Genomic DNA, 14,679 nt, shown 5'->3' with positions numbered 1-14,679 from the left:
ACGACGTCCATCGGTCTTCGCGATCGATCAGCGTCCCACGGACAGGTTGGCCTGGACGTTCACGCTTTGCTGAACCATTGAGGCGATACCGCTGTTCTGGTTCGCGACCATGATGCCCGCGGCGGTCTGGCCGACGCTCGTCATGGTGTTGGACATGTTGAACGTTCCGGCGTTGACCGTGACCGTGCCGCCTGCGCCGCCGGTGCCGCCGTTGCCAGTGCCACCAGTTCCGCCGTTGCCCGTGTTGGTTCCGCCTGCGCCGCCCGCGCCGCCGGTGCCGCTACCGCCTGCGCCGCCGGCGCCTGCAGTGTTGTTACCGTTGCTGGCGCTGCCATTGGTGGCGCTGCCGTTCGTGCTCGAGCCGCCTGCGCCGCCCGTGCCTGCGCCGCCGGTCTGGGTACCAGTCGCCGTGCTGGTGGCTGCTCCACCGCCGCCGCCCGATCCGCCTGCTCCACCGGCACCCGTCGCGCCACTTGCACCACCGGCGCCTGCCGTGCTGGTCGATGTACCGGCTCCGCCCGCACCGCTCGCGCCGCCCGCGCCTGCCGCGCCGCTTGCACCGCCTGCGCCACCCGCGCCGCCGGCTGCGCCATTGCCGCCCGCGCCGCCCGCTGCGCCGGCCAAGCCGCCCTCACCACCTGAGCCACCGCTGCCGCCATAGCCACCCGAGCCTGCCGAGGTGTTGCCGGAGCTTCCGCCACCGCCGCCACCGCCGCTTCTTCCGCCGAGCGCAGCGGACAGACTGCCGCTGCTTCCGCCGCGGCCGCTGTCGCCGCTCGAGCCGCCGCGCCCGCCGTCGCCGCCGCTGGAAGAGGCGCGTCCGCTGCCGGTCAGGCCAGCTGCGATGCCGCCGAGGCCGTTGCCGCCGTTACCCGCTTCCGAACCTCCATTCGTGGCGCTGCCGTGGTTGATCGCGCCATTGGATGCGCTGCCGCCCACCGCACCGACCGCACCGGTGCCCGTGGCGCCGTTGCCGCCCTGGCCGGAGGCCGTGCCGCCCCTGCCCGTGCCACCGTGGCCACCGTAGCCACCGCCGCCTGCGGCTGAACCGTTATTGGTCGCGTAATTTCCGATGTTGGACACCGTGTTGCCGGAGACATAGCCATCCAGCTTGCTGAGGGCCGTCGCCTTCGCCGTGTTGAATGCGTTGGTGAAAGTGCCGGTGGAACCGTTGTTGATTGCGGCGGAACGCGCGGCGCTGGCCTCTGCAGCACCCGATTCCCTGTTGGTGCTGGTGCTCGTGCTGTTGCGCGTGCTTGTGCTCGTGCGTGTGCTCGTGCTGGTACTCGTGCTTGTCTCGGTATTGGTGTTGCTGCCGGTGACCGTACGCTGTCGTGCAGCCTGGTCCGTGTCATTGGCGAACACCGAGCCGCTGAACCCGAAGGCAAGCGCAATGGCCGAAGCCAGAAGTGTCTTTTTCATGAACCCTCCAAAAAGTTGAACAAGCTTGGTAGTGACGTGCGTCGCCGCAAATCAAGGGCGCCAGTGCAACTTCAGTGCCACCAACTTACCGCTTGTTTCCTGCATAGCGTTCTCCATTGGGATGCCATGCCATGGGCCGCTTTCGAGAGTGCGTGCCCTCGCTTATCTCGAGGGTGGGAGGGGCTGAATCCGGGCCCGCAGTGTCACAGTTGCTTGACGCTGGACCCAGCCTGCATCCATCGCCAGCGAGGAGGACCAAGCAGCGCCTTGACACGCGCGACCGAGCCGGAAGATTCCTGTTCTGTCTCAGTTGAGTGACAGTCGTTTTCGAGGAAGTAAGGCGTTGCACGTAGGCCGAACGGTATAGCGACAAGACCCGGCCTTGCCTCGGATGGCGTGCCTGTTTCGACGTGCCTCGGGACCGAAGTGCCACAGTTCTGAGACACCGGGCATATGTGGACCTTCGACTTACCTTTAATTGCAACTTGTGGCTTGGCACTGTTACAGGAATGAGATTAGTCTGGCGCCCGATCACCTCGCGCGCAGAACCATAAAGAGGGGGCAAAAGATGGAGAGCTTTCGTCCGCACAGGGCGCTCGTGCTGCTTGCTTGTTCATCCATGGCATGGTCAGGTGCCGTCGCGCAAACCCAGGGTCAGGGTACGGCGGCAGCGCGCAACACCGCCAAGCGCATCGAGGCGCTTCAGCAGCAGGTGACCGACCAGGGACGGGAGATCGAGGCACTTCGCAAGCTGGCAAGCGAGCAGGACGCGCGCTTCCGGGAACTGCAGGAGCGCCTGTCCAGCCAGGAAGCCCGAGAACTTCCAGCCCCCGGGAGCAAGCCGCAACCCGCCACACCCGGTGCACCCGGCAGGATCCCGACCGAGACCGCCGAAGCCGCCGACTCGACGACACCGGTGCGTGTGGGCGTGGCGCCTGTCGCCGAGACCCAATCGCCTCCCGTGGCGCAGATCTTCAGCGAGCCGGGGATACTCACGCCGCAGGGCAAGTTCGTCCTGGAGCCTTCGATTCAGTACGGCTATTCGTCCAGCAACCGGGTCGCGCTGGTGGGCTACACGGTGATTCCCGCAATCCTGATCGGCCTCGTCGACGTTCGAGAATTCAAGAACAACACCTTCATCAGCGCGCTGACGGGTCGGTGGGGCGCGACCAATCGCATGGAACTCGAGTTGAAGGTGCCCTACGTCAACCGGTCGGACTCCACGATCAGCCGCGAGATCTTCACGGGCAGCGCGTTCGACAACGTCTTCAATACGCACGGCAAGGGCATCGGCGATGTCGAGGTCGCCCTTCGCTACCAGCTTGCCGACGGGAGGGACAACAACAAGCCCTATGTGGTCGGCGCGCTGCGTTTCAAGGCGCGCAACGGCAAGGATCCCTTCGAGGTCACGACGGACTGCGTGACGCGCTGCATCGGCAACGCGACCGGAACGGGTCTGCCGCTGGAACTCCCGGTTGGATCGGGCTTCTATTCGCTGCAGCCCAGCCTGACGTTCCTGCTGCCGTCGGATCCCGCGGTGTTCTTCGGTGGTCTCAGCTACACCTACACCATGGCTCGCAATGACGTCAGCCGCACGGTGGTGGGTGGCCTGACGGAGTTCCTCGGCGACGTGAAGGCCGGCGACGTCTTCGGCATGAATCTCGGCATGGGCCTGGCCATCAACGAGCGCTCGTCCTTCAGTCTCGGCATGGAGTTGTATTCTGTCGGCCGCACCAAGCAGAACGGCCAGTACGTCATCGGCTCGGTACGCACCCAGCTGGCCTCGCTGCTGCTGGGCTACTCCTACCGCTACAGCGACAAGACCCTTCTGAATGTCAGCGTCGGCGCCGGGTTGACCCGCGACACGCCCGACCTCCAACTGACAGTCAGGGTGCCGTTCACCTTCTAGTGCTTCCTATGCACGGAAATATTCTTTGCGTGACGCTGGGCGGAAACCCGAGCATGGTCGCCGACCAGCTCATCGCGCGCGGATGGGATGTCGCACAGGCTTCGGATCTGGTGGGGGCGGGCCGCGTCCAGGCGCACCGGAATTTCAACGTCAGCGTGCTGGTCGTCGGCAGCGCGCTGACCGTCCCCGAAGCGGCGGTCGAGGCCTGCGTCGCGGCCTCGGGCGGTTCGGAGTGGGTGTGCGTCTGCGAGCCGCAAGCGCTCGAGTCCGCGGATTTTCGCGAACTGATCCTCGGCAGCTTCTTCGACCACCAGCCGCTGCCCTTCGATGTGCACGAACTGGAGCTGATGCTCGACCGGGCCGGCCAGCGCGCCATGCTCCGGCAGCGCCATGATGCATCGCACCGCAATGCGGTGGATGCGCTGGGCATGGTGGGGCAGGGCCCGGCCATCACGCGGTTGCGCCAACAGATTCGCAAGGTCGCGGCCACGGAAGCGCCGGTGCTGATCGGCGGCGAGAGCGGCAGCGGCAAGGAACTGGCTGCCCGGGCGATCCACCAATGCTCCCAGCGCTCGGCCGGGCCCTTCGTCGCTGTCAATTGCGGCGCGATCTCTCCGTCGCTGATCCAGTCCGAACTGTTCGGGCATGAGCGCGGCGCGTTCACTGGTGCGTCGGCGGAGCGGCGAGGCCTGATCGAAGCGGCCAACGGCGGGACGATCTTTCTTGACGAGATCGGCGACCTGCCGGTGGAGTTGCAGACCAACCTCCTGCGCTTCCTGCAGGAAAAGACGATCAGCCGCGTGGGCGCGGTGCGCAGTCTCCATGTCGATGTGCGTGTCGTGGCGGCATCGCACGTGGACCTGGCCGAGGCCGTAGCGGTCGGCCAGTTCCGGGACGACTTGTTCTATCGCTTGAACGTGCTGTCGATCGATGTCGCGCCGTTGCGGCGGCGCATGGAGGACGTCCCCATCCTGGCCGAATACTTCTTCCAGCGCTGCGTGGCCAAGAGCAGGGCCCGCGTCAGGGGCTTCAGCCGGCAGGCCGTCGCGGCCATGCTCGCGCACGCGTGGCCGGGCAATGTACGCGAGCTGTTCAATCGCGTGCAGCGCGCGGTCGTCATGACCGACCGGCGCCTCATCGGCCCGACCGACCTCGGACTCACGATGGTGGACAACCCTGTCGGCATGGGACTCGATGTCGCCCGCACGCTGGCAGAGCGCGACGTCATCTACCTCACGCTGACGCGGGTCGGGCGCAACATCACGCACGCTGCGCGCGAACTCGGCGTCTCGCGCATGACCTTGTACCGGCTGATGGACAAGCACAGCATCGCGCTGGATTCGGAATCGCGGCCGCACCCGGCTGCGCAATGGCCGCCCTCGGAGCCGCAGATTCGTCCGGCGCCTTCGGGCGTCGCGAATCCGCTGGATGCGATCCTGAAATCCTCTGGCAACGGCTTCCGTGCCGACTGGACCGGCGCCGGCAAGCCAGCGGGGCGGGCCTAGAGCGTTGCGGCAGCGGCGATGGCGCTGCGCACCGCCCCTTCGAGCGTGCCGGGATAGTCGCCCTCGACGTAGTCACCGCAGGCCATGAGGTCGGACGCGATCCGCATCGGCGGGCGGACCAGGCCGGGGATGCAGGCGAAGGTGGCGCGCCGTTCGACCACGGTCAGCACCGGCAGCAGCTGCTCAAGTGCGAGTTGCTCACGGGCTTGCGTCAGCACTTGCCGCTGCAGCGTCTCGCGATCGCCGGTGCTCGCGCTGATCACGAAGGCCAGAAGGCCCTTCGGTCCCCCGAGCTGGCCGCGGTCGAAGACGAACTGGGCAGGCGACTCGGAGCCGCTGCGCAGCGCCACGAAGGGCGCCTGCAAGGCCACGTCGCCGTGGAGGTAGACCGTGGCAATGGATTCGTGGGGCAGGGCGTCGGCCACGGCGGACCAGGACGATGCGAGGTCGGCGGTCAGCCGCGCGGCTTCCCACGGCGAGCAAGCCAGCACCACGCGATCGAAGGGCTCCTCATCGACACGCCAGCCGTCGCCTGCGCGCGAGAGGGCTCGCACGCGCTGGCCGGCCACCGTCCGGACGCCTCGCTCTCTCAGCCATCGGTCGGCCGCCTCGGGGAACAGCGCACCGAGGTTCACCCGCGGCAGGAGCAGTTGCGATCCACCGGGCGTGTAGAACAGGGCCTCCGCCAGTACGCGAAGGAATACCTTCCCGCTGGCTTGGTCGGCGGGCGTATTGAGCGCCGACACGCACAGCGGGTCGGTGAGTTCCGCGCGCACGCGGGGCGTGAGCGTGGCGCACAGGCTGGCGACCGTCTGGTAATCCGGACACGTGAAGCCTTGCTTTTGCCATCGGGTGGAGGTCGTCAGCAAGGAAAGCTTGTCCCGCCATGTCCAACCGCGCGCGCCGAGCACGCCGGCCAGGACGTCGAGCGGTGCGATGCGCCGGGTTGCGCGGTCGAGCCACTGTGGAATCCGCGGCAGCGACAGGCCGCCGCCGTCGGGAAAGCGAAGGATGAGAGGGACGCGTTGCAGCTCGCGCTCTGCGTCGACGCCGACTCGCGCCATCAGTTCGAGCGTGCGGGTGTACGCGCCGATGAGGATGTGCTGGCCGTTGTCCAGCGTCACGTCCTGGCCGTCCGGCAGCGTGGCGGTCAGCGCGCGCGCACGGCCACCCCAGTTGCGGGCGGCTTCGAACACCGTGACCGCATGGCCTGCCCGCCTGGCCTCGACGGCGCAGGCCATGCCGGCCCATCCGCCGCCGATGATCGCGACGCTGCTCAAATCAGAGCTTCCCCAGAGCCTGTACCCGCCATGCCAGCCACAGCTTGCGCACGGGTGTCAGGCTCACGCGCTGGTGCAGCACCTGGAAGTCGTCGCGCTCGATCTCGCGCAGCAGCGTGCGGTAGATGCTGGCCATCATCAGCCCGGGTTTCTGCATGCGGCGGTCGGCGGGCGGGAGCAGGGCGAGCGCTTCGTCGTAGGCCGTGTGCGCACGTGCCGCCTGGAACTTCATCAGTGTGACGAAACGCTCCGAGTGCACGCGATTCAGGATCTCGTGCGCCTTGACGTCGAACTGCTGCAACTCGCTGACGGGAAGGTAGATGCGTCCGCGCAGCGCGTCCTCGCCGACGTCACGGATGATGTTGGTCAATTGCAGCGCGAGGCCCAGCTTGTGCGCGTACTCGGTGGTCCGCGGATCGCTCTGGCCGAAGATGCGTGCCGCGCCTTCGCCCACCACGCCGGCCACCAGGTGGCAGTAACGTCGCAGGGCGAGGAAGTCGAGGTAGCGGGTCTGGTCCAGGTCCATCTGGCAGCCCTCGATCACTTCGTGCAACTGGCGCTCCTCGATGCCGTAGGTGGCGGCATGCGGCATCAGCGCCTGCATCACCGGATGGTGAGGCTGGCCAGCATAGGACTGGGCGACCTCGGTTCGCCACCACGCGAGCTTGGTGGCCGCGACGCCCGGATCGGTGACCTCGTCGACCACGTCGTCGATCTCGCGGCAGAACGCATAGAACGCGGTGATGGCGGCGCGGCGCGGCTTTGGGAGAAACAGGAATGCGTAATAGAAACTGCTGCCCGATGCAGCGGCCTTGTCCTGGACGTACTGCTCGGGGGTCATCGTGCGGGCCTCTTCATGCGGACAATTGTCTCCGCATACGCAGGGCCCGCCACGCGAGCAGCGGCGCGTCGGCGCCGCCGATGGTCGGTCGGGCCGAGAAGGTGTCGCAACCGAGCGCTTCGATCTTGTCGAGGATGCGGTTGCCGCCCTGGACCACGAAGCGCAGCTCCCATCCGGCGCGTCCCGGAAGCCGATGCACGAGCGGCGCGCCTTCGCGCATCAGTGCGCGCGCCCACGCGACCTCGCTGGCGACGAGTTCGATGGCCTTCGGCGTCGGGGCTGCAGGTCCCAGTGGCCTGAAGGCGTGGAAGTCGCCGGCGCCCAGTCCATGTGACCGGCTGTCCTCGTGCGGCAGATAGAAACGCCCTCGAGGCAGATCGACGCTCAGGTCCTGCCAGAAATTGATGAGTTGCAAGGCGCTGCAGATGGCGTCGCTCCGTGCAAGCGAGGGCGCATCGTCGACACCATACAGATGCAGCAAGAGCCGGCCGATCGGGTTGGCCGAGCGGCGGCAGTAGTCCAGCAACTCGGTGCGGTCGGCGTAGCCTGCGCTGTCGCGCGTCTTCTCGATGTCCTGCATGAACGCGGAGAGGAGGTCGGCGAGCAGGTTTTCCGGCAATGCGAAGCCGCGAATGGCATGCGCGAGGGGGCCGAAGACTTCAGGCCAGCGATCCGACGTCGCTGCGCCTCGCGCCGCAGAGGCAAGGTCCGCGCGAAAGGCGCGCAGCGCCCCGAGCCGCTGGGCCGGGTTGGCATCGCCTTCGTCGGCAATGTCGTCGGCCGTGCGCGCGAAGGCATAGATCGCGGCGATGGGCGGGCGCAGCCGGGGCGGGCATAGCCAGGAGGCCACGGGGAAATTTTCGTAGTGGGTCGGCGCGGCCGCGCGGACGGGAGTGGAGGTGGATGGCACGCGGCGGATTGTGCTGCACGGGTACGACGCGGCCGGCGCGGCGAGGATTCCGCCGCAGTGCTACTGATTTCGTTGACAGCGATTGGCGTTTACCCTAGATTACTAACCGGCGGGTCATTAATGGCCCTTTCGCTTTTCAAGGGTGCTTCATGACCGCGTCGTCCCTCTCCTCGTTGCCCGGCCGCGCCTGGCTGCTGCTTGCCATCCTTGCACTTGCCGGCTGCTCGCGCCCGCCCGCTGCGGAGGAGCCATTGCGGGCCGTCAAGGTAGTCTCGGTGGGGGCGACTGCTTATGAAACCGAACCCGAGTTCTCGGCCGAAGTGCGGGCACGGGTCGAGTCGCGGCTCGGGTTCCGGGTGGCCGGCAAGATCACGCGTCGCCAGGCCGAACTCGGCCAGCACGTGCAGGCCGGGCAGGTGCTGGCCCAGCTCGATCCGCAGGACTACAAGCTGGCGGCCGAGGGCGCCCGCGCGCAGCACGCGGCCGCACTGACCAATCGCGATCTCGCGGCGGCGGACCTCAAGCGTTACCGCGAACTCCGCGAGCAGAATTTCATCAGCGGCGCCGACCTGGAGCGCCGGGAGACCACCTACAAGGCCGCACAGGCTCAACTGGAACAGGCGCAGGCGCAACTGGCGTCCCAGGGCAACCAGGCCAACTACACGACGCTCGTGGCCGACGTGCCGGGCATCATCACCGCGATCGAGGCCGAGCCGGGGCAGGTGGTGGCGGCCGGAACGCCGGTCGTGCGCATCGCCCAGGACGGCGCGCGCGACGTCGTCTTCGCGGTGCCCGAAGACCGGGCGGCGCTGGTCAAGCCGGGTTCCGCTGTTGCGGTGCGCGGCTGGGCCGGCGGAGCGGAACTCGAGGGCAAGGTGCGCGAGGTGGCGGCCAGCGCCGACGCGGTCACGCGCACGTACACCGTCAAGGTGACGATCGACGCCGCGACGGCACCTGCGCTCGGGGCGACGGTGTATGCGCGTCCGAAAGCCTTGTCGCGCAACGGTGCGGTGGTGCTGAAGTTGCCGACCAGCGCATTGCGCCAGGAAGGCCAGGGAACCGCCGTCTGGGTCCTCGACAAGGACACAATGACGGTCCGCTCGCAGCCGGTGCAGGTCGCCACGGCCGATGGCAACGAAGCCGTGATCGGCAGTGGCGTCTCCCCGGGCATGCTGGTGGTTGCGGCGGGGGTGCACGTCCTGTCGCCGGGGCAGAAGGTCACCATCTACCAGGAAAAAGGGAAGGGCGCGACGCCCGGCACTCCCGGGCAGGCGATCGCGCCGGCGCAAGCCCCCGTCGCTCCCGTCGCCACGCGCTGAGGACGCCGTCATGACGTCCCAGACCGACGCGTCCGGCAAGGCCGGCTTCAACCTTTCGAAATGGGCGCTCGAGCACGCGGCGCTCACGCGCTACCTGATGCTCGTGCTGATGTTGCTGGGCTTCGCGTCCTATTTCCAGCTGGGCCAGGACGAAGACCCTCCCTTCACCTTCCGCGCGATGGTGGTTCGCACCTACTGGCCGGGCGCTACCGCGCAGCAGGTGGCCGAGCAGGTGACCGACAAGCTCGAACGCACGCTTCAGGAAGCACCCTACGCCGACAAGATCCGCAGCTACTCGAAGCCGGGCGAGTCGCAGATCATTTTCCAGATCAAGGATTCGTCGAAGGCCAGCGAGGTCGCGAACGTCTGGTACACGGTGCGCAAGAAGATCAGCGACATGCGGGGCACGCTGCCGGCCGGCATCCAGGGCCCGTTCTTCAACGATGACTTCGGCGACGTCTACGGCGTTATCTATGCGCTGGAAAGCGACGGATTCAGCTATGCCGAACTCAAGACCTTTGCGGACGACGTGCGCCAGCGCCTGCTGCGCGTGAAGGACGTGGCAAAGGTCGAGCAGTTCGGCGTGCAGGACGAGAAGGTCTTCATCGAGGTTTCGCAGAAGCGGCTCGCGCAGCTCGGTCTGGACTTCAATACCGTGCTGGCCCAGCTCGGGTCGCAGAACGCGATCGAAAGCGCTGGAACCATCCAGTCGCCGCAGGACGTCGTGCAGGTGCGCGTCGGGGGCCAGTTCACGAGCGTGGAGCAACTGCGCGCGATGCCGATCCGCGGCAGTTCGGGCAGCCAGATGCGCCTGGGCGACATCGCCGAGATTCACCGAGCCTACGTCGATCCGCCGGCCGTCAAGGTGCACCACCAGGGCAAGGAAGTGATTGCGCTCGGTGTCTCGATGGCCAAGGGCGGCGACATCATCGAGCTGGGCAAGGCGCTGCGCAGCGCCACGGCCGAGATCGACCATCGGCTGCCGGTCGGCGTCAAGCTCGTGCAGGTGCAGGACCAGCCAGTGGCCGTCTCGAGATCGGTCAATGAATTCGTCAGCGTCCTGATCGAGGCCGTGGCGATCGTGCTTGCCGTGAGCTTCATCGCGCTGGGTCTGCACAAGGGCGGGCGCTTCGGCTGGTACGTCGACATCCGGCCGGGCCTGGTGGTGGCGATCACCATCCCGCTGGTGCTGGCCGTGACCTTCCTCGCGATGAACTACTTCGGCATCGGCCTGCACAAGATATCGCTCGGTTCCCTGATCATCGCGCTCGGACTGCTGGTCGACGACGCGATCATCGCGGTCGAGATGATGGTGCGAAAGATGGAGGAGGGCTACGACAAGGTCCGCGCCGCCACCTTCGCGTACGACGTCACAGCCAAGCCGATGCTCACGGGCACGCTGATCACGGCGGCGGGCTTCCTGCCGATCGGCATCGCCAAGTCCGTCACAGGCGAATACACCTTCGCCATCTTCGCGGTCACCGTGATCGCGCTGGTGCTGAGCTGGTTCGTGTCGGTTTACTTCGTCCCCTACCTCGGCACGCTGCTGCTCAAGGTGAAGCCGCACGATCCGGATGCGCCGCCGCACGAACTCTTCGACACGCCGTTCTACAACACCTTCCGCCGCACGGTGAACTGGTGCGTCGAGCATCGGTGGTTGACCATCGGCGCCACGCTGCTGGTCTTTGCGTTGGGCATCTTCGGTATGGGGAAGGTCCAGCAGCAGTTCTTCCCGGATTCGAGCCGGCCGGAAATCCTGGTCGAGTTGTGGTTTCCGGAAGGCACGTCCTTTGCCGCGAACGAGGAAGTGGCGAAGCGGGTCGAGCAGCGGCTGCAGAAGGAAGACGGCGTCAGCACCGTCACGAGCTGGATCGGCTCGGGCGTTCCGCGCTTCTACCTGCCGCTCGACCAGGTGTTTCCGCAGACCAACGTCTCGCAGATGATCGTGCTGACGAAGGACCTGAAGTACCGCGAATCGCTGCGCATCAAGCTGCCCGCCGTGCTGGCGCAGGAATTCCCCGAGGCGCGCGGGCGCGTCAAGTTGCTGCCCAACGGCCCGCCGGTGCCGTACCCGGTCCAGTTCCGCGTGATCGGCACGGACCCCGCGCAGCTGCGCGCGCACGCGGACCAGGTCAAGGCCGTGATGCGCGAGAACGCGAACATGCGCGGCGTCAATGACAACTGGAACGAATCGGTCAAGGTGATCCGGCTCGAAGTCGACCAGGACAAGGCGCGTGCGCTCGGCGTCACCAGCCAGGCGATCGCGCAGGCCTCACGGACCATGTTCAGCGGCACGACGGTCGGGCAGTACCGCGAGAACGATCTGCTCATCGACATCACGCTGCGCCAGTCCCCGGACGAGCGCGAGGCGATCTCGGACATCGGCAACGCCTACCTGCCCACGAGCTCGGGCCGCTCGATTCCCCTGACGCAGATCGCCAAGCCGGTCTTCACCTGGGAACCGGGCGTCATGTGGCGCGAGAACCGCGACTATGCAATCACGGTGCAGGGCGACATCGTGGAAGGCCTGCAGGGCGCGACCGTCACCAACCAACTGCTGCCGAAACTGCGCGAACTGGAGGCTCGATGGCACGCGGCCGGCGACGGCGCCTACCGCATCGAGGTGGCGGGTGCTGTGGAGGAAAGCAGCAAGGGCTCGGCCTCCATCGTGGCCGGCGTGCCGATCATGCTGTTCCTGGTGTTCACCCTGCTGATGCTGCAACTGCACAGCTTCAGCCGTTCGCTGCTGGTGTTCATCACGGGGCCGCTGGGCATCGTCGGTGTCGCGGGCGCCTTGCTGGCGCTGAACCGGCCGTTCGGCTTCGTGGCGTTGCTGGGCGTGATCGCGTTGATGGGGATGATCCAGCGCAACGCAGTGATCCTGATCGACCAGATCGAGAGCGACCGCGCTTCCGGCGTCCCGGCCTGGGAGGCCATCGTCGAATCGGCGGTGCGGCGTCTGCGGCCGATCGTGCTGACCGCGGCGGCGGCCGTGCTGGCCATGATTCCGTTGTCGCGCAGCGTTTTCTGGGGGCCGATGGCCGTGGCCATCATGGGCGGGCTCATCGTGGCGACGGTGCTCACGCTGCTGGCGCTGCCGGCCATGTATGCGGCATGGTTCCGCGTGAAGCGGGATGAGAGAAACCCGGCGGTGGAGGCCGAAGAGGCTCTCGTTCGCGCTTAAAATACGCGGTTGACCGATTTCAAGCGGGGGGCTTCCGGGTCGTCCGCTCCTGGTAGACGAAGGCGGCCTCTGGGCCGCTTTCGTTTATTCATCACCTGAAGACACTGGAACCGCGCGGGTGGCGAAATTGGTAGACGCACCAGGTTTAGGTCCTGACGCCAGCAATGGCGTGCCGGTTCGAGTCCGGCCCCGCGCACCAGCACAAGACAAGACCCCTCACAAGGAAGACTGAAATGACCGTGAACGTTGAAACCCTCGAGAAGCTCGAACGCAAGATCACGCTGACCTTGCCCGTCGGCACCATCCAGTCCGAGGTCGATTCGCGCCTCAAGAAGCTGGCCCGCACCGTCAAGATGGACGGCTTCCGTCCCGGCAAGGTGCCGATGAACGTCGTGGCCCAGCGCTACGGCTACTCGGTCCACTACGAAGTCATGAACGACAAGGTCGGCGAGGCTTTCTCGCAGGCGGCCAACGAAGCCAAACTGCGCGTGGCCGGCCAGCCGCGCATCACCGAAAAGGAAGATGCGCCCGAGGGCGAACTCGCTTTCGACGCGGTTTTCGAAGTCTTCCCGGACGTCAAGATCAACGACCTGTCCGGCGCCGAAGTCGAAAAGCTCAGCGCTGAAGTGGGCGACGACGCGATCGACAAGACGCTCGACATCCTGCGCAAGCAACGCCGTACCTTTGCACAGCGCGCGCAGGACGCCGTGGTACAGGACGGTGACCGCGTCACTGTCGACTTCGAAGGCAAGATCGACGGCGAAACCTTCCAGGGCGGCAAGGCCGAGGACTTCCAGTTCATCGTTGGCGAAGGCCAGATGCTCAAGGAATTCGAAGATGCCGTGCGCGGCCTGAAGGCCGGCGACAGCCGCACCTTCCCGCTGTCGTTTCCGGCCGACTATCACGGCAAGGACGTGGCCGGAAAGCAAGCCGACTTCATGGTCACCGTGAAGAAGATCGAAGCCTCCCACCTGCCCGAAGTCAACGAACAGCTCGCCAAGTCGCTCGGCATCGCCGACGCCACGGTCGAAGGCCTGCGCGCCGACATCAAGAAGAACCTGGAGCGCGAAGTCAAGTTCCGCCTGCTGGCCCGCAACAAGAACGCGGTGATGGACTCGCTGATTTCCAACGCCGAGCTGGACCTGCCCAAGTCGAGCGTGCAGGCCGAAGTCGACCGCATGATCGAAGGCGCCCGCGCCGAGCTCAAGCAGCGCGGCATCAAGGACGCCGACAAGGCCCCGATCCCCGATGACGTGTTCCGTCCGCAAGCCGAGCGCCGCGTGCGCCTCGGCCTGGTCGTGGCCGAACTGGTGCGTGCGAACAACCTGCAAGCCAAGCCCGAGCAGATCAAGGCCCACATCGACGAACTCGCCGCCAGCTACGAGAAGCCGGCCGACGTGGTTCGCTGGTATTTCGGCGACAACCGCCGCCTCGCGGAAGTCGAAGCCGTCGTGATCGAGAACAACGTGACGGACTTCGTGCTCGGCAAGGCCAAGGTCAACGCCAAGTCGGTTTCCTTCGACGAACTGATGGCCCAGCAGGGCTGATCGGGCGGAGCACCGCGGTCCAACCATGGGGCTTGTGCTTTGCGGCACGAGCCCCATTTCGTCTGGGTACAGTACAAACCCCTCTGGAGAGCAAAAATGAGCGCACAGGAAATTACGGGCCTCGGCATGGTTCCGATGGTCATCGAGCAGTCGGGCCGTGGCGAACGGTCCTACGACATCTATTCGCGCCTTCTCAAGGAACGGGTGATCTTCCTGGTCGGCGAAGTCAACGACCAGACCGCCAATCTCGTGGTGGCGCAGCTCCTGTTCCTCGAGAGCGAGAACCCGGACAAGGACATTTCGTTCTACATCAATTCCCCGGGCGGCAGCGTGAGCGCCGGCATGGCGATCTACGACACCATGCAATTCATCAAGCCCGACGTGTCGACGCTGTGCATCGGCTTCGCTGCCAGCATGGGCGCCTTCCTGCTGGCTGCAGGCGAGAAGGGCAAGCGTTTCTCGCTCCCGAACTCCAAGATCATGATCCACCAGGTGCTGGGTGGCGCTCGCGGCCAGGCCACGGACATCGAGATCCACGCCCGCGACATCCTGAAGACGCGTGAGCAGATGAATCGCATCCTGGCGGAGCGCACCGGCCAGTCTTTCGACAAGATTGCCCGCGATACCGAACGGGACTATTTCCTGACGGCGGACGAGTCCAAGGAGTATGGTCTGATCGACCAGGTGATCGCGAAGCGCAGTTAACGCACCCCGGCGCTGAGGCGCCCAAGCAACAACGGCGTTTTCCCACACGGGGAACGC

At 66.3% G+C, this 14,679-nt stretch carries 10 protein-coding genes and 1 tRNA gene; 7 read left to right on the top strand and 4 right to left on the bottom strand.

Going from position 1 to position 14,679, the window contains the following annotated elements:
* Positions 1 to 27 precede the first annotated feature (27 nt).
* Positions 28 to 1,422, bottom strand: coding sequence for a hypothetical protein (locus QTH97_RS03040; protein ID WP_286566544.1), 1,395 nt, complete (start codon positions 1,420 to 1,422; stop codon positions 28 to 30).
* 619 nt (positions 1,423 to 2,041) lie between these two features.
* Between QTH97_RS03040 and QTH97_RS03035 the strand changes: the two genes are divergently transcribed.
* The gene (locus QTH97_RS03035; RefSeq protein WP_286566542.1) at positions 2,042 to 3,331 is read left to right on the top strand and encodes a DUF3450 domain-containing protein; all 1,290 of its coding nucleotides are present in this window, start codon (positions 2,042 to 2,044) and stop codon (positions 3,329 to 3,331) included.
* A gap of 53 nt (positions 3,332 to 3,384) precedes the next feature.
* Positions 3,385 to 4,836 carry a sigma-54 interaction domain-containing protein gene (locus tag QTH97_RS03030; RefSeq protein ID WP_506555383.1) on the top strand — a complete coding sequence of 484 codons (1,452 nt, stop codon included), beginning with the start codon at positions 3,385 to 3,387 and terminating at the stop codon, positions 4,834 to 4,836.
* Here the strand turns inward: QTH97_RS03030 and hpnE are convergent.
* Genes hpnE through hpnC form a run of 3 tightly spaced genes read right to left on the bottom strand, consistent with a single transcriptional unit; the run spans position 4,833 to position 7,876 of the window.
* Positions 4,833 to 6,116 (bottom strand): hydroxysqualene dehydroxylase HpnE, encoded by a 1,284-nt coding sequence (gene hpnE / locus QTH97_RS03025; RefSeq protein ID WP_286566539.1) that lies wholly within the window; start codon positions 6,114 to 6,116, stop codon positions 4,833 to 4,835. The genes QTH97_RS03030 and hpnE overlap by 4 nt on opposite strands.
* Before the next feature lies 1 nt (position 6,117).
* The gene (hpnD, locus tag QTH97_RS03020) at positions 6,118 to 6,957 is read right to left on the bottom strand and encodes a presqualene diphosphate synthase HpnD (protein WP_286566538.1); all 840 of its coding nucleotides are present in this window, start codon (positions 6,955 to 6,957) and stop codon (positions 6,118 to 6,120) included.
* Positions 6,958 to 6,970: 13 nt separating this feature from the next.
* Positions 6,971 to 7,876 (bottom strand): squalene synthase HpnC, encoded by a 906-nt coding sequence (hpnC, locus tag QTH97_RS03015; protein ID WP_286567080.1) that lies wholly within the window; start codon positions 7,874 to 7,876, stop codon positions 6,971 to 6,973.
* Between the two features lie 140 nt (positions 7,877 to 8,016).
* On the opposite strand from hpnC, the gene QTH97_RS03010 reads away from it, so the two are divergent.
* The 5 genes from QTH97_RS03010 to clpP all read left to right on the top strand — a co-directional run bounded on the left by QTH97_RS03010 (position 8,017) and on the right by clpP (position 14,622).
* Entirely contained in the window at positions 8,017 to 9,186 is a 1,170-nt protein-coding gene (locus tag QTH97_RS03010; protein ID WP_286566536.1) for an efflux RND transporter periplasmic adaptor subunit, read from the top strand.
* A 10-nt stretch (positions 9,187 to 9,196) separates the two neighbouring features.
* Positions 9,197 to 12,370, top strand: coding sequence for an efflux RND transporter permease subunit (locus QTH97_RS03005; RefSeq protein ID WP_286566535.1), 3,174 nt, complete (start codon positions 9,197 to 9,199; stop codon positions 12,368 to 12,370).
* Positions 12,371 to 12,482: 112 nt separating this feature from the next.
* Positions 12,483 to 12,569, top strand: a tRNA-Leu gene (locus tag QTH97_RS03000).
* 34 nt (positions 12,570 to 12,603) lie between these two features.
* Positions 12,604 to 13,917, top strand: coding sequence for a trigger factor (tig, locus tag QTH97_RS02995; RefSeq protein ID WP_286566534.1), 1,314 nt, complete (start codon positions 12,604 to 12,606; stop codon positions 13,915 to 13,917).
* A 96-nt stretch (positions 13,918 to 14,013) separates the two neighbouring features.
* Positions 14,014 to 14,622 carry an ATP-dependent Clp endopeptidase proteolytic subunit ClpP gene (gene clpP / locus QTH97_RS02990; RefSeq protein ID WP_286566533.1) on the top strand — a complete coding sequence of 203 codons (609 nt, stop codon included), beginning with the start codon at positions 14,014 to 14,016 and terminating at the stop codon, positions 14,620 to 14,622.
* The last annotated feature ends 57 nt before the right edge of the window (positions 14,623 to 14,679 follow it).

Source organism: Variovorax gracilis, assembly GCF_030317115.1.
Lineage (GTDB): Bacteria > Pseudomonadota > Gammaproteobacteria > Burkholderiales > Burkholderiaceae_C > Variovorax > Variovorax gracilis.
Note: the sequence above shows the minus strand (reverse complement) of the source record. Positions and strands in the feature narration are given on the sequence as shown.